Source organism: Frigoribacterium faeni (genome assembly GCF_007988805.1).
GTDB classification, from domain to species: Bacteria; Actinomycetota; Actinomycetes; order Actinomycetales; family Microbacteriaceae; genus Frigoribacterium; species Frigoribacterium faeni.
On the sequence record NZ_BJUV01000038.1, the window covers coordinates 1 to 17,665 of the forward strand.

Genomic DNA, 17,665 nt, shown 5'->3' on the forward strand with positions numbered 1-17,665 from the left:
GCTCGTCGAAACGCGGTGCGGGGCGCCACGGGGCCCGCCCTGAACCCTGCCGCACCGCGAAACGTGCTCCGCACCCCGACTAGACGCGGTGCGGCCGTCGAAACGCGGTGCGATGGGCCACGGGGCCCAGGGGGACGCTGCGCGCCAGCACCATCACCCGGAGGCGCGCACGCCCCACCGAATCGGCACTGCACCGCGAAACGTGCACCGCACCCCGACTAGACGCGGTGCAGCCGTCGAAACGAGGTGCGGTGCGGTGCGGTGCGCCCCGCGGCACCGCGGGGCGGTCAGGCGAGCTCGGCGTCGACCTCGGAGCGGAGCAGCTCCAGCCGGATCTCACGGGCGCGGTGCATGTGCCGCCGGGCGATCGCATCTGCGCGGACGACGTCGCGGTCGCGGATCGCGGCGACCAGCTGGCCGTGCTCGTCGAGCGCCTCACCCCACCGATCACCCACCGAGAGCGTCGAGCTCGGCGCGTGGATCAGGTGCACCGACAGGCGCTCGAGCAGGTCGAGCAGCACGGGGTTGTGCGCGGCGTCCCAGATCGCGGCGTGGAACTCGAGGTTCGTGGTCATCCGTTCGCGGTCGGACGGGTCGACAAGGGCGCGGTCGCGGGCGAGCAGCCGCTCGAGTCGTTCGAGGTCGCCGTCGCCGCGCGAGGTCGCGGCCTGGGCGGAGACCTCGCCTTCGAGCATGATGCGGACGTCGTAGACCTGCACGACCTCGCGGGCGTCGATCCGCTTGACGAACAGCCCGCGGGCACCGCGGTCGAGCAGCCGTTCGTGCTCCAACCGGCCGAGTGCGGCCCGCACGGGGGTGCGCGAGACGCCGAACCGCTCGGCGAGCACGACCTCGCGCAGGGCGGCGCCGGGCGGGATCGCACCCGAGAGGATCTGCGCCCGCAGCTCGTCGTGGATCGAGTCGCCGTCGTGACGGGTCGCGGAGGGGCTCTCGGTCACCTGCACCTCCGGTTGATCGGGCGGGGGCGAGGCCCGCCGACGGCGCTGCCGATCTTAGGACGTCGCGAGCCGCGGGGCCTCCCTGGGGAATCGACCTGCGCCTCCTCGGGCCCCGCGCCTCCCCGGGACCCGCACTGCGCCTCCTACGCCGCGGAGCCGGCCCGACGCCCGAAGACCGCACCGGCCGCGAGGCCCGAGCCGCCGGGGTAGTTGCCCGAGAAGAGGCCGCCGAGCGCCTCGCCCACCGCGAAGAGGCCGGGCACGGCGCTGCCATCGTCGCGCAGCACGCGCCCGTCGACGTCGCCGGCGAGACCGCCGAACGTGAACGTGATGCCGCAGGTGACGGGGTAGGCGAAGAACGGACCGGTCTCGAGCGGTGTCGCCCAGTTGCTCTTCGGAGGCTCGACCGCGGCCGCACGACCGTCCTTGACCGTCGGGTCCCACGGGATCGAGCGGTCGATCGAGTCGTTGTACTCCCGCACGGTCCGCACGAACCCGGGGGCGTCGACGTCGAGCTGGGCCGCGAGCTCCTCGATCGTGTCGGCGGTGACGACGCTGATGCCGGGCATGTCGTACTCCTCGGTGCGGAGCATCGGCCGGAGCGTCGCGTCGAAGACCTGGTAGGCGATGCTCCCCGGCTGCTCGAGGATGCGGCCGCCGAACTTCGCGTACGTGTAGTTGCGGAAGTCCTCGCCCTCATCGACGAAGCGGCGCCCGTCGCGGTTGACGATGATGCCCAGCGGGTAGCTCTGCCGGGTGAAGCGGTTGGTCAGCTCGCGGTTGCCCTCGTTGTCGGGGTGGAAGGCGTCCCACTGGACGCTGTGCGCGGTCGACCAGTCGCCTCCCCGCGCAGCGCCGAGCCGCAGCCCCGCCTCGATCAGCTCGCCGGTGTTCAGCGGCGTGCCACGCACCTTCGCCGAACCCCAGCCCGGGCCGAGGTGCCGTTCGCGCAGCTCGGGGCTCGATTCGAACCCGCCCGAGGCGACGATCACCGAGGAGGCGCGGATCCGGTGCTCGACGCCGGTCGCGTCCACGCAGACCACGCCGGTCACCGCGAGCGGGGTCGCGTCGCGGGCTGCGTCGGGGGCGTGAGATGCGTCGGGGACGGGGGATGCGTCGCGGACGTGCGCCGCGCCTCCTTCCGTTCCCTGCTCCGTCCCGTGCTGCTCGGGCTCGGTGACGAAGTCGGTGACACGGACGCCGTAGGCGACGGGGTAGCCGAGCCGGGCCGCGACCGCGCGGTGGTCGGCGATGAGGCCCTTGCCGCCGTCGACGTTGCCCACGTGCAGGCCGCCCCAGAAGAGGTAGCCGCCGCCGTCGCGCTGGTAGGCCTGGCGTTCGTACATCAGCCGGTAGCGCAGGCCCAGGTCGTGCAGCCAGGCGAGGACGTCGCGCGACTCGCGCACGAGCACGTCGGTCATCGCAGGATCGTTGCGGCCCGAGGTGACCTTGCGCAGGTCGGCTGCGTACTCGTCGGCGGAGTAGGGCGGCACCTCGGTGACGGCGTGCCGCTCGTCGGGCTCGACGATGTCGCGCAGGTCATCGAGACCGTCGTGGGCGATGCGCGTCGCCCCGGCCGTGTAGTAGCTGTTGCCGCCCGACTCGGCCTCGTCGCCCCGTTCGAGCAGCAGGACGCTGCGGCCGCGGACGGACGCGGCATGGGCGGCCGTGAAGCCGGCGTTGCCACCGCCGATCACGACGACGTCGACGGACGCGGGCAGGGGTGGGTCGATCGACATCGTGGCTCCTCGGTGAGACGTGTGGGATTAGTGTATACACTAATTGCGTCGTGCGGGGTGCTGCGGCCGGTCGGGCGGCGGGCGAAAAGCGGTCGGGCGGCGGGTCGGTGTCACCGGCGGCGGGTCAGCGCTGACCAGCCACGGATGACGCGAACCCGCCCCGGCACAATCGGACCGCGCGGGCTGCGGGGCTCACGCGGGGAAGCGGGGCGGAGGCGGGGCGGAGGAGGAGGCACCCCCGGGAGGCGCGGCGCCGGTCAGCCGGCGATGCGGACGAAGTGGTGCGGCTGGTCCCAGATCGGGCGGACGCTGACGAATCCGCCGGGCTTCGGGGCGTCGAGGATCATGCCGTTGCCCGCGTAGATGCCGTCGTGAGCGAGGTTGTCGAAGACGACGAGGTCGCCCGGCACGGCGTCGGCCTCGGCGATCCGGGTGCCGGCGGCGTCCTGCGCGGGGACGTAGTGCGTCAGCGAGATGCCGAACTGCGCGTAGACGAACGTGATGAGCCCCGAGCAGTCGAACTTCGAGGGATCTTCACCGCCGTGCACGTAGGGGGTGCCCACGTACTGCAGCGCCGTGGTGAACACCTCGGAGCGGTCGAGCTCGTCGTGGAGCGGTGCGGCGAGGTAGTCGGCCGTGGTCGGGCCGTCGTAGGTCGTGGTGACGGCGGCCGTGCGGTTGAGCAGCAGCTGGGTCTGGACGTCGAGCATGGAGGTGGCCGAGTAGTCGTCCCGGCTGATGTCGCTCGCGACGACGCTTGGGTCGACCGAGAAGGCCTGCCCGGAGGCGCTGGTCGTCGACCCCGGACCGCTCGCGGTCGCCTGCGCGCTATCGTCGGAGGTGGCCAGCAGCGGCAGGGTGCCGCTCGCGGCGAACCCGATCAGGGCGGCCACGAGCGAGAGCTTCTTGACGACCGCGCCGGCACGGCGGACGGGGTGGCGCGGGGCGCTCGAGGTGGAGGGGAGGCGCGTGGCGACTCGGTCGCCGCGAGCGACGCGGCGCATGGCGGGCGGGTCAGCGGGGAGGCGCGTCGCGGCTGAGCCGGCACGAGCGACGCGGCGCCCGGCGGGTTCAGGCTCGGCGGCGGCCGGTGCTGCGGCGGCGGGCGTCAGCGCGGAGGCGGCGGCCGGTGCGGACGCGGCGGCCGGTGCCGGGGTGGGCGTCGGCTGGTCGAAGGGCACGTCGGCGGCGCGACGGCCTCGGCGGGGGGCGGCGGCCTCGCAGGCGGCGACGAGCGCCTCCGACTGGACGAACGACGAGCGGCTGCGCTGCGGCATCATCTCGTCTTCGACGCGACGTCGTCCGCGTGAGCGTCGGGTCCAGCCCGAGCGGCTCGAGTCGTCCGGGACGATCACCGCCGACGCTGTGGCCGTGAGCTCCGTCGCGCTCGACGTCTCGAGTGCGTCATCCGCGCGGCGGGCCTCGATCGGGCCTCCGCGGTGCCGTCCACCCACGCCATCCGGCGTCGCGCCGGTCGGGGTGGTCGGGTTCAGCACGCAGATGGTCCTCACGTCGAGCGGGAAGGGAACACTCGACCCTATCGCCGGGCCCGAGGAGGCGCGACACCACCGAGCGCCCCGACCCGCGTTTCATGCCGACTCACCCCGCGCGGGTGACGCCGCTCACCCCTCCCCCGACCAGCACGTCGCGCGTCCAGGCTCGCGTCGGCGATCGACTGGTCGGAAGATGCTCTTCGTCCACTCGCGACGAGCATCTTCCGACCACTCGATGCGGGCCTCACGAGCGAGAGGGCCACGCCATCGCTCGTCACCTATTACGCATCCATGCGTAGGAGGCGCACCAGCCGCGCCCTCGACGCGGGCCTCGCCCGCACGCCCGCCACCTCCACGCGGGCCCCGCGCCACGCCATCGCTCGTCACCTATTACGCATCCATGCGTAGGAGGCACCGTAGCCACACCCTCCACGCGGGCCCCGCGTCACGCCCGGGCCCGCCCGGGGATCGACTGGTCGGAACATGCTCTTCGTGCGCTGACGAAGAACATCTTCTGACCACTCGATGCGGGCCTCACGAGGGAGAGGGCACCACGCCATCGCTCGACGCCTATTACGCATCCATGCGTAATAGGCGCGGCAGCTACACCTTCGACGCGGGCCGGATGCGAACCGGCGGGCGGGCGGACGAGGGCGTCAGCGACGGGCGGACGCGCGGACTGTGGCGGGCGGAGGGACGGACTGTGGCGGGCGGACGGGCGGATGGGGGCGTCAGCGACGAGTGGATGGGCGGGCGAGGGCATCAGCGGACGAGGGCATCAGCGGGCGAGGGTGTCAGCGGACGAGGGCATCAGCGGGCGGGGGTGTCAGCGACCGGCGGCCACGGCGTCAGCGGCGGCGGCGGCGACGGAGCTCGCGGCGGAGGGCACGGCGCTCGCGCCAGGTCGGCGGGGGCGGCGGCACCGCCGCGGCCTCTCTAGCCCGACGCTCTGCACGCCGCCGATGCCAGCGGAGGACCTCGTCGTCGACGTCGCGCGTCGGCGTCACCACGGGCGGCCCGCCACGGAGCTGCCGCCGCGCCTCGATGATCCGCGCGTTGAAGTCGTCGACGTGCGCCCGCACCGCCGCCTCCGAGAAGAGGGCGTCGAGGGTCTGCTCGAACGTCGTGTGCTCGGTCCGCAACGCCAGCGCCGGCGGCGCCAGCCCCGTGAGACCCTCCCGCTCGATCAGGCCGCGGATCCACCAGTCGGGATCGACCGTGTCGCCCGCCAGACCGGGCAGCGGCTTGCCCGCCAACGGCAGATCGTCGAAGTCGCCTCGCGCGATCGCCTGGTCGATCGCGGTCCGGGCCCAGGCGCGCATCTCGACGGCCGTCCGGTTGTCGCGCGGGGCGTCCGCCGCGGGCAACGCACCCTCGGCTCGGTACCGGGCCGCGTTCACCCTCGGGTCGTGGGCGGCCTGGCCGGCAGCCACCGCGCCTCCTGAGGCTTCGACACCCGCCGTTCGCCCGGCACGCGCGCCAGCACGCGCCCGCGCCCCCGAGGCGCCACTCGCACCCGGCTCCGCGGGGCCCGACCGACGTTCCATGCCCGAGAGGCTACGCCGCGCCTCCGACACCGCTCTCGGGACGGGCCGCCCCCGCACCGGCACCACCGTCGACACCAGCCCCAGCCCCAGCACCAGCACCACCAGCACCCCCGTCACCGGCACCGCCCCCGCCGCGCACCCGCCCGGCGAGCACGCCCGACAGCAGCAGCACGATCACGCCGACGACCGGCATGATCAGCAGCCCCCAGCGGAGCGTCGTCGCGTCGGCGATGAGGCCGACGATCGGCGGCGAGAACAGGAACCCGAGCCGCATCAGCCAGCTCAGCAGCGTGAGCCCCATGCCGCGCCGGAAGCCCGGCAGCTGATCGGCCGCGTGCATCGCCCCGGGAATCAGCGTCGCGACGCCGAACCCGGCCGCGCCGAAGCCGACGATCGTGCCGGGGATCGACGGGAACGCCAGCGCGAGCCCCATGCCCACGGCCACGAGCACGCCGCCGACCCGCGCCACGGCCTTCTGACCGAAGCGGTCGACCAGGCCGTCGCCGATCAGTCGCCCGATCAGCTGCATCACGGCGAGCGACACGAAGCCGAGCGCCGCGATCGTCACGCTCGCGCCCAGCGAGCCCGACAGGTAGACGGCGGCCCAGGTGTTGCCGGCGTCCTCGACGATGGCGGCCGAGCTGGCGATCAGCACGAGCGCGACGAGCACGGCGACGGTGCCGAACCGCAGCGCCGAGCGCCCGGCGACCGAGGCGACCGACGCGGTCTCGCCGGCCTGCGCCTCCTCCAGCTCGTCGGTCGGCTCCGGCCCGGAGATCATCCAGCGGTAGGCGAGCAGCGCGACGATGCAGAACAGCACGGCGGAGATCGTCAGGTGCAGCGCCGGCGGCAGGCCGAGACCGGCCGCGGCCGCGCCCATCAGGCCGCCGATGACGGCGCCGATGCTCCATGCGGCGTGGAACGAGTTGAGGATCGACCGCCCGTAGCGCCGCTGCACCCGCAGGCCGTGCGAGTTCTGGGCGACGTCGGTGATCGCGTCCATCGCGCCGCCCACGAACAGCGCGGCCGCGAGCAGGCCCCACGACGGGGCGACGCCCGCCGCGAGCACACCCACGCTGGTGACGAGCGTGCCCGCCACGGCCACCCGCGACGACCGGAACCGCCTGATCAGCACGGCGGCCGCCAGCCCGGCCATGATCGCCCCGAGCGGGAACGCTGCGACGGCCAGCCCGAACTCGGCGTTCGACAGGTCGAGTCCCGCCTTGATGGCCGGATAGCGCGGAAGCAGGTTCGCGAACAGTGCACCGTTCGTGAGGAACAGCAGCGAGACCGCGAGGCGGGCTCTGCCGTCCTCGCGGGAAACAGGGGGTCGAGACGTCGTCGTGCTCATGTGGTCTTCCGGCTGGGGCGGTGCTCGGGTCGGGTCGTTATGTACGAACGTACACTACGGATCGGTCGGCGGGTGCGAAGAACCCCGTCTCCGACGAAGGACCACGTGAGAACGGGGTCCCTCGTCGGAGACGGGGTTCCTGACGAGGGGGAGCCGAGGAGGCACGGGTCGCCCCGCACCCCGCAGCCGGCTACAGCGTCGCGGCGGCCGGGTTCCAGCCCTCGTCGAGCGGCACCGGCTGGGCGACGCTCGACTCCACGTCGACGGCGCTGCCGGATTCGGCCGACTCGGAGATCGCCAGCAGCACGTCGAGCACGTGCGCCGCGACCGCGCCGCTGGCGCGCTCGGCGTCGCCGCCGCGGATCGCCCGCGCCAGATCGAGCACGCCCGAGCCGCGGCCGTAGGTCGAGCCCGCCGCCGCGAGGGTGGTGGGCTCGTCCTGACCGAAGCGGTACAGGGTCGAGTCGCCCTCGAACATGTTCGGGTCGGGCAGCACGAGGGTGCCCTCGGTGCCGCTGATCTCGACGAAGCCCATGCGGGGCAGCGCGTTCTGGAACGAGAAGGTCGACTGCGCCGACTGCCCGCCCTCGAACTGGATCAGCGCGGCGTGGTGCGTAGGCACCTCGACCGGGAACGTCTGGCCCTCGCGGGGCCCGCTGCCGATGGTGCGCGTGTCGAATGATCTCGACGACACGGCGCTGACCCGGCTGGCCGAGCCGAACGCGTGCACCAGCGTGCTGACGTAGTACGGGCCCATGTCGAACAGGGGTCCGGCGCCGCGCGCGAAGAGGAAGTCGGGGTTCGGGTGCCACGACTCGGGGCCCGGCACGTGGAACATCGTCGTGGCCGTGAGCGGCTCGCCGATGTCGCCGCGGGCGATGGCGCGCATGGCCGTCTGGATCCCGGCGCCGAGCACGGTGTCCGGAGCGCAGGCGACGCGGACGCCGGCCGCGTCGGCGGCGGCGAGCAGGTCGACGCCCGACCGGTGGTCGAGGGCCAGCGGCTTCTCGCTCCAGACGTTCTTGCCGGCGGCGATGATCTGCCGGCCGACCTCGGCGTGCACGGCCGGGATCGTCAGGTTGACGACGATCTCGATCTCGTCCATCGCGAGCAGCTCGTCGACCGTGCCGTGACCGGGAACGCCGTAGGCCTCGGCCTGCGTGCGCGCACGGTCGAGGTCGATGTCGGCGACGAAGAGCACCTCGAGGTCGGCGAACCGCGTCATGTTCTCGAGGTAGGTGCCGCTGATGACGCCGGCGCCGATGACGCCGACGCCGACGCGACCCGTGCGGGCGGACGCGCCCGTGCCGGCCGCGCTCACGCGGTCGCCTCGGTGTCGTTCTCGGCGAGCCAGGCGTACGAGGCGGCGATGCCCTGGAAGACGTCGCCCGAGTAGGCGTCGAACTCGACGACGCGGAGCGCGTGCGGCGCGGCGGCGAGGATCGCCTTCACGTCGACGTCGCCCTGGCCGGCCGGGGTCTGGTTCTCGAACGCGGCGGCGAGCGCCTCGGGCACGATCAGCGCGCTCTCGCTGCTGGGCAGGGCGGTGGCGATGTCGCCGCTGACCTTGCCGTCCTTGATGTGCAGGAACTGGACGCGGTCGCCGAGCGAACGCAGCACGGCGGGGGTGTCGGCGCCGCCGACGGTCGCCCAGAAGGTGTCGAGCTCGAGCACGACCTCGGGCGAGAGCAGCTCGACGAAGAGGTCGTAGACGGGGCGGCCGTCGACCTTGTTCGTGAACTCCCACTGGTGGTTGTGGTACCCGAAGCGGAGGCCGTGGCCGGCCGCCTGCTCGGCGAGGACGTTGACGCGCTCGGCGATGGCCTTGACGTCGTCGGCGGTCTGCCAGCGGTCGCTGGGGATGAACGGGTCGATGACCGTGTCGAGGCCGACCTCCTTCGCGGCGTCGAAGATGCGCTGCGAGTCGTCGGCGTCGATCACGGCGCTGTGGCCGCTCGGCGCGGTGACGCCGGCCGCGGTCAGAGCGGCGGCGATCTCGGTCGGGCGCTCGGCGAAGCCGTAGGGCTCGACCTTGGTGAAGCCGATCTCGGCGAGGCGGGCGACGCTGCCCGACAGGTCCTCGGCGATCGCATCGCGGACGCTGTAGAGCTGGACGGATGGTGAGCTGCTCATGGGGATACTCCTTCGTTCCGGGTGGTCGGGGGGCGGCCGAAGCGAACGCCATTCACCATTCAACTACTTCTGTCGACGCACATGCAAAAGGTGTTCGTTCGTCGGCACCCATCATCCGGGCGCTCGACTCCGAACTCCCCGCCATGACCACCACCGCCAGCGCGACCCGCGAGGTCGTGACCACCGCTCCGCTCGACCTCGCCTGGGCCGTCGGCACCCCCCTCACACCCGTCGGCTTCTACCCGGCCTGGGGCCCGTTGCCCGCGGTGCTCAACGTGCACGGGCAGACCGGCGACTGGGACGCCGTCGGGCAGACGCGGCGTCTCGAGCTGTCGGGCGGCGGCGCCGTGCGCGAGACGCTCACCCGGGTCGATCGCCCCTCGCTCTTCGTCTACGAGCTGACCGACTTCCGCGGGCCGCTGCGGCGCCTGGTGTCCGGGGGCACGGCGGAGTGGCGGTACATGCCCGATCGCCTCGGCACGCGGATCCGCTGGCGCTACACGTTCCGGGCCAAGCGCGGCGCCGGTCTCGTCGTGCGCGGCATCGTCCGGTTCGCCTGGGGTCCCTACATGACGCGGGTCCTGGCCGGCATCGGCGCCGAGCTCGACCGGGTCGCCGCACGAGGCTGACGTGGGGGCCCGTCGGGCGGACGCATGGCGCTGAACGCGAGCCCGCCGGGTCGGTGCCCGAGGCTGACGTGGGGGCTCGTCGGGTGCCGGCACCGCGCCTCCTCGGCGAATGATGCACACACTGTAGCTTCACAGCGCTATCGCGGCTGCTTGGCGGCACGCCCCCAGCAGACCCTCACGTACATTCGGATCGGGAGCCATCCCCCCGGCCCTCCGCGCCCGTGCCCCCGTGCCGATCAGCGGGAGAGTCGCCCGATCACGCCTCGCAGCCCCAGCCCGAAAACCGGAGCACCTCGTGAACATCACGCTGACCACCTGGCTCATCACCATCGCGGTGACGATCGCCTTCTTCGTCTACGAGTTCTTCACGCACGTGCGGAAGCCGCATGAGCCCACGATCGGCGAGTCCGCGCGCTGGTCGGCGTTCTACATCGGCCTTGCGCTGCTGTTCGGCGTCGGCATCGGGTTCACGAGCGGCTGGGGCTTCGGCGGCGAGTACTTCGCCGGCTACCTCACCGAGAAGGCGCTGTCGATCGACAACCTGTTCGTGTTCCTGCTGATCATGACCGGGTTCGCGATCCCGCGCATGTACCAGCAGAAGGTGCTGATGATCGGCATCGTGATCGCGCTCATCATGCGCGCCGGCTTCATCGCCGCGGGTGCCGCGCTGATCGAGAACTTCTCGTGGGTCTTCTACATCTTCGGTGCGCTGCTGTTCGTGCTCGCCTACCAGCAGCTCAAGGGCGACCACGGCGGCAACGCGGCCGACAACATGTTCGTGCGGATCGCACGACGCGTCCTGCCCGTTCACGACGACTTCAACGGCGACAAGTTCACCGTCAAGGTGAAGGGCAAGCGCTTCGTCACCCCGCTGCTGCTCTGCGTCATCGCGATCGGCTTCGTCGACCTGGTGTTCGCGCTCGACTCGATCCCCGCGATCTACGGTCTGACCAACGAGGCCTACATCGTCTTCACCGCCAACGCGTTCGCGCTGATGGGTCTGCGTCAGCTGTACTTCCTGATCGGCGGGCTGCTCGAGCGCCTCGTCTACCTGTCGCAGGGTCTGGCCGTCATCCTCGCCTTCATCGGCGTGAAGCTCGTCTTCCACGCCCTGCACGTCAACGAGGTGCCCTTCATCAACGGCGGCGAGCCGCTGCTCTGGGTGCCCGAGATCCCGATCTGGCTGTCGCTGCTCTTCATCGGCGCGACGATCACCGTCGCGACCGTCGCGAGCCTGCTGAAGACCCGCGGCGACAAGGAGAAGAAGGACCGCACGACGATCGAGGGCGAGACGGTCACGCGCGCCACCGACGACGCGAACGACAAGGGCGCGGGTCGCCACTGACCCCGCTGCGAACCGGGACGTCGAGGAGGCGCGGGTGCCGGCACGGCGGCGGGGCGGTGGGCATGGCGCGGGCGGTGGGCACGGCGCGGGGCGAGCGGTGGGCGCGGCGCCGGCGGTACGCACAGCGCCAGACGGTGGGCACAGCGCCAGGTCTCAGCGTGGTGCTGCGCACATCTCCTGGTGTGATGCGGAGCGGTCGGGTGGACAGGTCGGTCGCGGGGGCCGACCGCGCTGCTAGGTTCGGACGCACGTGTCGTCGATGGTCGACGGCACGCCATCGCGAGGGGCGACGACAGATGATCTTCAGCACGGGCACCCAGGGATTCCGCGCACGGTCGGCCGGGCGACAGGCCCTCGGTCTGGGAGCGGTCGGCCTGCTGGCCCTCGGGCTCACCGGCTGCACGGGCGGCGGCTCGACCTCCGACGAGGCCGAGGCGCCGGCGGCCGAGACGACGGCCGCTCCCGAACCCGGCCAGGTCTCCTGCGACTTCGTCTCGCCCGCCACCGGCGGCGCCGAGCTGACCGAGACGGCCGACGCGTACGAGGTGACCTGGACCGGTCAGGAGGTCGACCCGGCGCTGAACCAGATCACCTTCACGGTGATCCTGACGGACTTCGGCAGCGAGGAGTCCTCGAAGCCGAGCGTCCAGATGCAGGTCTCCTACATCGACGGTGAGCTGAGGGGCTACGGCGCCGTCGACGACCAGGCCCAGCTCGTCGAGGCGCCGGGCGAACCCGTGGTCTCCGGCGACACGGTGACGGGGACGTTCCCGAAGTCGCTGGCGCCGCTGGCCGCGCTGCAGGCCGACGACTTCGCCCCCGACTCGTGGGTGCCGCGCGTCGAGACCGTCGTCACGCTCGAGGGCAACGAGCGCGAGATGACGGAGTGCACCGAGACCGGTCAGTCGCTGCCGTACGTGCCGCTCGGCTAGCGCCGGCTCCGGGCGCCTGCCGGGCCGCACCGCACCGCGTTCCGCGCACTGCACCGCGTCTAATCGTGGTGCGATGCTCGGAACGCGGTGCAGTGACGTGCTCGAGACGGTCAGCTGCCGTCGCGGAGGTCGGCGGGCGGGGTGTCGCCCAGCACGATGCGGTCGAAGCGGGCCTCGCAGGTGTCGCCCTGCGGCGCCTGGGCGAGGAACCCGACCTGCACGGGCCCGTCGACCTCGAGCCGGAACTGGCGCACGAAGCGCCAGTCGATCCCGTCGTCCGACGAGTGGAACGCCCAGCCGGCTCGGATCCGCGTGACGCGGAGGTGGGTCGAGTCGCCCTCGACGATGGTGGAGTTGACGTCGTCGGACCAGCCGTTCGTGACGACGGTCACGACCATGGCCTCGCCCTGCGGCGAGTACTCGAAGCAGATCTTGGCCCAGTGGTCGGGGTCGCTCCAGAGGGCGAGGGCGCCGGCGTCGAAGGTGGTGCGCGAGCCGGCGACGGTCACGCGGGCCGACAGAGTGAACTCGGCGGGGGCCGCGAAGCCGAGGCTCGTGGCGCCGTGCTGGGGCTCGCCGCCGAGGGCGTCGTTCGTCCAGTCGACCCCGGCCGCCGACCGCAGCACGAGGGCGCCGTCGACGTCGAGCGATGCGTCCCCCTCGCCGTGGGTCCACGAGAGCTCGGGCAGGCCTGCGACGGTGAGGGTCATGCGCCGACCCTAGCGGGGGCGTCGCCGGCGGGGAGTGCAGGAGGCGCGGGTCGTCCGAGACGCGCCCCGCACCTCCTGCACTCCCCCCGTGCCGTGCCGTGCTGCGCGGCGTGGCGGACTCCCGGGATGCGTGCTCGGCTTGGAGCTATTACGCATGCAGGCGTAGTCGAGACACCCCGCCGTGCTGGGCTGCGGACTCCGGGGATGCGTGCTCGGTTTGGAGCTATTACGCATGCAGGCGTAGTCGAGAGACGCCGCCGCGCCGCGCTGATTGACGACCCCAGGAGCCCCGCACTCACCCGAGGGCTTCCTACGCATGCAGGCGTAATAGCCGCGGCGCTCGACGGCCGCCGACAGGGTCACCCCGGGCGAGCGTCGCAGAGCACGCACGCCTGCCACCCCAGGAGCCCCGCACTCACCCGGGGTCTTCCTACGCATGCAGGCGTAATAGCTACGACGCGCGAGGGCCGCCGACAGGGTCACCCGGGCCAGCGTCCCAGAACACGCACGCCTGCCACCCCAGGAGCCCCGCGCTCGCCCGGGGGCTTCCTACGCATGCAGGCGTAATAGCCGCGGCGCGCGACGGTCACCGGCCACGCGCCTGTCCGCAGCGCACCGGAGACCGAGGAGTGCACCGGAGACCGAGCAGCGCACCGGGACTAGACGCGGTGCGGTGCACGGGAGGCGGTGCGGTGCACGGGACGCGGTGCGGTGCGGCGCCCGCGGTTGCCTGCAGCGCCCGGGCATCCTGGCACCGGGCACGGGGAGGCGCCGGACGCGGCTCGGCGGTCCGCTAGCGTGGAGCCGACCGCTGGGAGGCGACGGTGCAGGACAGACGGGAACGCATGCTGCGTGCCGCCCTGTCGGCCGGCGTCAGCACGCTCGTCACCGCGACCGCGCACACGCTCGGCGGCGGAGCGTTCCCTCCCGCCCTGCTGCTGTCGCTCGTCTTCGTCGCCGGGGTGCTGATCTGCTTCGCACTCGGCGGACGCCGGGTGGCCCTGCCGAACCTCGTCGCCGCCATCGGCGTCACGCAGGTGCTGCTGCACGCCGTCTTCTCGCTGGCCGGACACACCGCCTCGACCGGCACGAGCGGCTCGACCGCCCCCGCCGGCGGGCATGTGCACGGCGCCGCGCTCGTCTTCCCCGACCTGTCCGCCACCGCGCTCTCCGCGGACGCCCTGGCCACCGGCGGCATGACCGACGGCACGATGGCCGCGATGGGCCATCCGGGCATGGTCTGGGCGCACGTCGCCGCCGGGCTCGTCACCGTCGTGATGCTGCGCGTCGGCGCCGGGTCGCTCCGGCAGCTCGCCCGCAGCCTGGTCGTGTCGCTCGTCACCGCCCTCGCCGTGGCGACCGCGACGGCCGTGCCGCACCGCCCGCGCGGGATCCTGCGAGTCGTGGCCATCGCGCCCCGACGCCCCGCGGCGCTCCTGCTCGCCGCGACGCGGGACCTCCGCGGACCGCCGGCCCCGGCGACGATCTAGCACCGCGCACTCCCCCACGGGTGGGCGCGGTCCCGCATGCGGCCCCTCGGCCGTGTGCGGTCGCGCGCAGCCCGCCGCTGCGCGCGGACCGACGTGCCGCCCCGCCGACTCTCCGGCCGGGCCGCGTCGTCTCGTCACCCCTCGGGGACACTCCCCGCCCGTTCGAAGGACCACCATGCGTTCGCGCACACCTCTCCACTCCACCGGCGACGCCGCCGACACCCCTCGCACCGCCGACACTGCGCCTGCCACCGCCACCGCAGCACCTGCCACTGCCACTGCGCCTGCAGCCGCATGCGCCGCACTCGCAACCGCACCCGCAGCCCACACCACATGCGCACCCACCCGCACCCGCGCCCGCGCCCGCACCCGCACCGCTCTTCTCCGCGCATCCATCGCCGGCGCCGCCGGTCTCGCCCTCGCCGTCGGCCTTCCGACGGCGGCCTCGGCGCACGTCGACCTCGAGGCGTCGTCGACCGCTCCGGCCACGCTGAGCGTGCTGACCTTCGCCGTCGGCCACGGCTGCGAAGGCTCGCCCACGACGTCGCTCGCGATCGAGCTGCCCGCCGACGTCCAGGCGATCACCCCGACGATCAAGCCCGGCTGGAGCATCACCGAGACCCCGACCGAGCCGACCACGAGCCCCGGCCCGAGCACCGGCCCCACCAGCGACACCAGCGACCCCGGCACAGACCCCGGCACCGGCACGGACCCCAGCACCGGCACCGGCACCGGCACCGGCACCACGATCACCTACACCGCCGACACCCCGCTCCCCGACGGCTACCGCGACACGGTGCAGATCTCCGCGCTGCTGCCCGTCGCCGGCCAGCCGGGCGACATGGTCGTGTTCCCGACCCTGCAGACCTGCGAGTCCGGCTCGACGGCCTGGAGCGAGCTCCCCTCCGGAGACCCCGCCGACCCCGAGCCGAACCTCCCCGCCCCCGCACTGACCCTCACCGCAGCCGAGACCGACACCACCTCGGCCGGTGTCGGCGACCAGGGCACGGCCGCGAGCGGTGCGGACGAGGCGACCCGCGCCTCCTCGGCGGACCCGGTCGACACGACGGCCCGCACCCTCGGCCTCGGCGCGCTGCTCATCGGAGCCGTCGCCGTCGTGCTGCTGACCATCGCCCTCCGCCGCCAGCAGGAGGCCCGCCGATGAGCACCACCGAGACCGGCGCCACCGAGACCGGCGCCTCCGAGTCGAGCACCATCGATCGCCGAGGAGGCGCGGGTCGGCCCCCGGCACCGGCTCCCGACACCGAGACGGCGACTCCCACGACCCCGCCCGGCCACGCTGCCGGGGCGGGGTCGTCGGGGGACGCGGGCCGCGCCTCCTCGACTCCGCGGACCACCGGGCAGGCGACCGCCCGACCCCCGGCGTCCGGCGGCTGGTTCGGGCCGATGCTCCTGCGGCTGCACTTCTTCGCGGGGGTGCTCGTGGGGCCGTTCATCCTCGTCGCGGCGCTGACCGGGGCGGCGTACGCGCTGACGCCGACGCTCGAGCGGGTCGTCTACGTCGACGAGCTGACGGTGTCCGCGGCGAGCGCGGACGCCCCCGCGCTGCCGTTGGCCGCTCAGATCGAGGCCGCCGAGGAGGTCGTCGGCGACGAGGGTGCCCTCGTCGCGGTGCGGCCCGCCCCCGAGCCGGGTGACACGACCCGGGTCATGTTCACCGCCGACGACCTGATCGACGGGCAGACCCGGGCGATCTTCGTCGACCCCGCGACGGCCGAGGTGCGCGGCGACCTGCCGGTGTACGGGACGAGCGGGGCGCTGCCGCTCCGGACGCTGATCAGCGACGTCCACCGCAGCCTCGGGCTGGGCGACGCGGGTCGGCTCTACAGCGAGCTGGCCGCGAGCTGGCTCGGCGTGGTCGTCGTGGCGGGGCTCGGGCTGTGGGTCGTACGTTGGCGGCGCGGTCGGGCGCAGGCTCGTCTGCGTCGCGGCATGCTCAAGCCCGACACCACCGTGCGGGGTTACCGCCGGATCTTCTCGTGGCATGCCTCGACGGGCATCTGGCTCGTGGTCGGGGCGCTCTTCCTCTCGGCGACGGGCATCACCTGGTCGCGGTTCGCCGGGGAGAACGTGACGGGGCTCCGGGCGGCGCTGAGCTGGTCGACCCCGGCGCTGTCGACCGCGCTGCCCGACGCGGGCTCCGGCTCCGGCTCCGGCTCCGGCTCCGGCTCCGGCGCAGGGTCGGGCGGGGGCGCGGGGTCGAGCCCGGGGTCGAGCGGGGCGTCGGCCGACCCGGCGTCCGGCGGGGCGGCCGACCCGCACGCGGGACACCACGGAGCCGAGGAGGCGCCGGTCACCGACCTCGACCCCGCCACCTTCGACTCCGTGCTGACCGTCGCTCAGGGGGTCAACGTGAACACGGGGCTGGTCGAGATCAAGCCGCCCGCCGACGCCGCGAGCGCCTGGACGGTCACCGAGATCCAGCGCAGCTTCCCGACCGAGGTCGATGCCGTGGCGGTCGACGGCACGACCCTGGAGGTGGTCGGCCGGACCGACTTCGCCGACTACTCGTTCCCGGCGAAGCTGGCCCGCTGGGGAATCGACACCCACATGGGCTCGATGTTCGGGCTTGCGAACCAGCTCGTGCTCGTCGCGACGGCGCTCGGCATCGCGGCGATGGTCGTGTTCGGCTACCTCATGTGGTGGAAGCGCCGGCCGACCCGCGGGGTCGCGGCGGGTGCCGGCCCCGGTCGCCTGCGCCCCGGCAGGCCGGCTCCGGCCGGGGCGCTGACGCGGGCTCCCTGGTGGGGCATCGCGCTGATGCTCGGGGCCGGAGCCGTGCTCGGGGTGTTCCTCCCGCTGCTCGGGATCTCGCTGATCGGGTTCGTGCTCGTCGACGCGCTGGTGACCGCGGGCCGGCGCTGACCCGGGCGCCGCGCCTCCTCGGCTCCGGGCTCGGGTCGTTCGGCGCGGCGCCGCACCACGTTCCGTGCACCGCACGGCGTTCCGTGCACCGCACCACGTTCCGTACACCGCACCACGTTCCGTACACCGCACCACGTCTAGTCGTGGTGCCGTGCACGAGGCGCGGTGCGGTGCGCGGGACCGGGCCCCGCGCCTCCTCGGCTCCGGACCCAGGTCGCGCGGGTCCTACGGCACCACACCGCGTTCCGTACACCGCACCGCCTCTAGACATGGTGCGGTGCACGAGACGCGGTGCGATGCCGCGGCCACGGCCCCGCCTCGCCCAGGACCCGGTGTCGCGCACGAGCCGCGGTGCGGTGCACGACATACGGTGCCGTGTCCGGAACGCGATGCTGTCCGCGTGGCACCGAACCCGCACCGCGTTCCGTGCACCGCACCGCGTCTAGTCGTG

14 protein-coding genes are annotated in these 17,665 nt (G+C 73.3%); 6 read left to right on the forward strand and 8 right to left on the reverse strand.

The annotated features are described in order from the left end of the window. Positions 1 to 287: 287 nt before the first annotated feature. From FFA01_RS13795 to FFA01_RS13825, 7 genes are all read right to left on the reverse strand, one after another. Positions 288 to 959, reverse strand: a complete 672-nt coding sequence (locus FFA01_RS13795; RefSeq protein ID WP_146856769.1) for a GntR family transcriptional regulator — start codon at positions 957 to 959, stop codon at positions 288 to 290. Positions 960 to 1,102: 143 nt separating this feature from the next. Further along, a complete protein-coding gene (locus FFA01_RS13800; RefSeq protein ID WP_146856770.1) occupies positions 1,103 to 2,698 on the reverse strand; it encodes an FAD-dependent oxidoreductase in 1,596 nt (531 codons plus the stop codon). Positions 2,699 to 2,955: 257 nt separating this feature from the next. Beyond that, entirely contained in the window at positions 2,956 to 4,194 is a 1,239-nt protein-coding gene (locus FFA01_RS16435; protein WP_146856771.1) for a C40 family peptidase, read from the reverse strand. A gap of 845 nt (positions 4,195 to 5,039) precedes the next feature. Further along, entirely contained in the window at positions 5,040 to 5,624 is a 585-nt protein-coding gene (locus FFA01_RS13810; RefSeq protein WP_244289864.1) for a DnaJ family domain-containing protein, read from the reverse strand. A 124-nt stretch (positions 5,625 to 5,748) separates the two neighbouring features. Further along, positions 5,749 to 7,089, reverse strand: coding sequence for an MFS transporter (locus FFA01_RS13815; RefSeq protein WP_146856773.1), 1,341 nt, complete (start codon positions 7,087 to 7,089; stop codon positions 5,749 to 5,751). A gap of 190 nt (positions 7,090 to 7,279) precedes the next feature. Further along, positions 7,280 to 8,410: a Gfo/Idh/MocA family protein gene (locus FFA01_RS13820; protein WP_146856774.1), complete on the reverse strand. Its 1,131-nt coding sequence runs from the start codon at positions 8,408 to 8,410 to the stop codon at positions 7,280 to 7,282. Further along, a complete protein-coding gene (locus FFA01_RS13825; protein ID WP_146856775.1) occupies positions 8,407 to 9,222 on the reverse strand; it encodes a sugar phosphate isomerase/epimerase family protein in 816 nt (271 codons plus the stop codon). The genes FFA01_RS13820 and FFA01_RS13825 overlap by 4 nt, the downstream gene beginning before the upstream one ends. 143 nt (positions 9,223 to 9,365) lie before the next feature. Here FFA01_RS13825 and FFA01_RS13830 point away from each other — a divergent pair, with 143 nt between their 5' ends. From FFA01_RS13830 to FFA01_RS13840, 3 genes are all read left to right on the forward strand, one after another. Next, a complete protein-coding gene (locus FFA01_RS13830) occupies positions 9,366 to 9,851 on the forward strand; it encodes an SRPBCC family protein (RefSeq protein ID WP_167627393.1) in 486 nt (161 codons plus the stop codon). Positions 9,852 to 10,146: 295 nt separating this feature from the next. Further along, complete coding sequence (locus FFA01_RS13835; RefSeq protein ID WP_146856777.1) at positions 10,147 to 11,196, forward strand: TerC family protein; 1,050 nt, start codon at positions 10,147 to 10,149, stop codon at positions 11,194 to 11,196. Positions 11,197 to 11,492: 296 nt separating this feature from the next. Then, the gene (locus FFA01_RS13840; RefSeq protein WP_146856778.1) at positions 11,493 to 12,128 is read left to right on the forward strand and encodes a hypothetical protein; all 636 of its coding nucleotides are present in this window, start codon (positions 11,493 to 11,495) and stop codon (positions 12,126 to 12,128) included. 110 nt (positions 12,129 to 12,238) lie between these two features. On the opposite strand, the gene FFA01_RS13845 is transcribed toward FFA01_RS13840, so the two are convergent. Continuing rightward, entirely contained in the window at positions 12,239 to 12,838 is a 600-nt protein-coding gene (locus tag FFA01_RS13845) for a DUF1349 domain-containing protein (protein WP_146856779.1), read from the reverse strand. An 845-nt stretch (positions 12,839 to 13,683) separates the two neighbouring features. On the opposite strand from FFA01_RS13845, the gene FFA01_RS13850 reads away from it, so the two are divergent. The 3 genes from FFA01_RS13850 to FFA01_RS13860 all read left to right on the forward strand — a co-directional run bounded on the left by FFA01_RS13850 (position 13,684) and on the right by FFA01_RS13860 (position 17,214). Next, positions 13,684 to 14,328, forward strand: coding sequence for a hypothetical protein (locus FFA01_RS13850; protein WP_220478392.1), 645 nt, complete (start codon positions 13,684 to 13,686; stop codon positions 14,326 to 14,328). Between the two features lie 394 nt (positions 14,329 to 14,722). Then, on the forward strand, positions 14,723 to 15,493 hold the full coding sequence (locus FFA01_RS13855; protein ID WP_280178081.1) for a DUF1775 domain-containing protein: 771 nt from the start codon (positions 14,723 to 14,725) through the stop codon (positions 15,491 to 15,493). Continuing rightward, on the forward strand, positions 15,490 to 17,214 hold the full coding sequence (locus FFA01_RS13860; RefSeq protein ID WP_146856782.1) for a PepSY-associated TM helix domain-containing protein: 1,725 nt from the start codon (positions 15,490 to 15,492) through the stop codon (positions 17,212 to 17,214). The genes FFA01_RS13855 and FFA01_RS13860 overlap by 4 nt, the downstream gene beginning before the upstream one ends. Positions 17,215 to 17,665 lie beyond the last annotated feature (451 nt).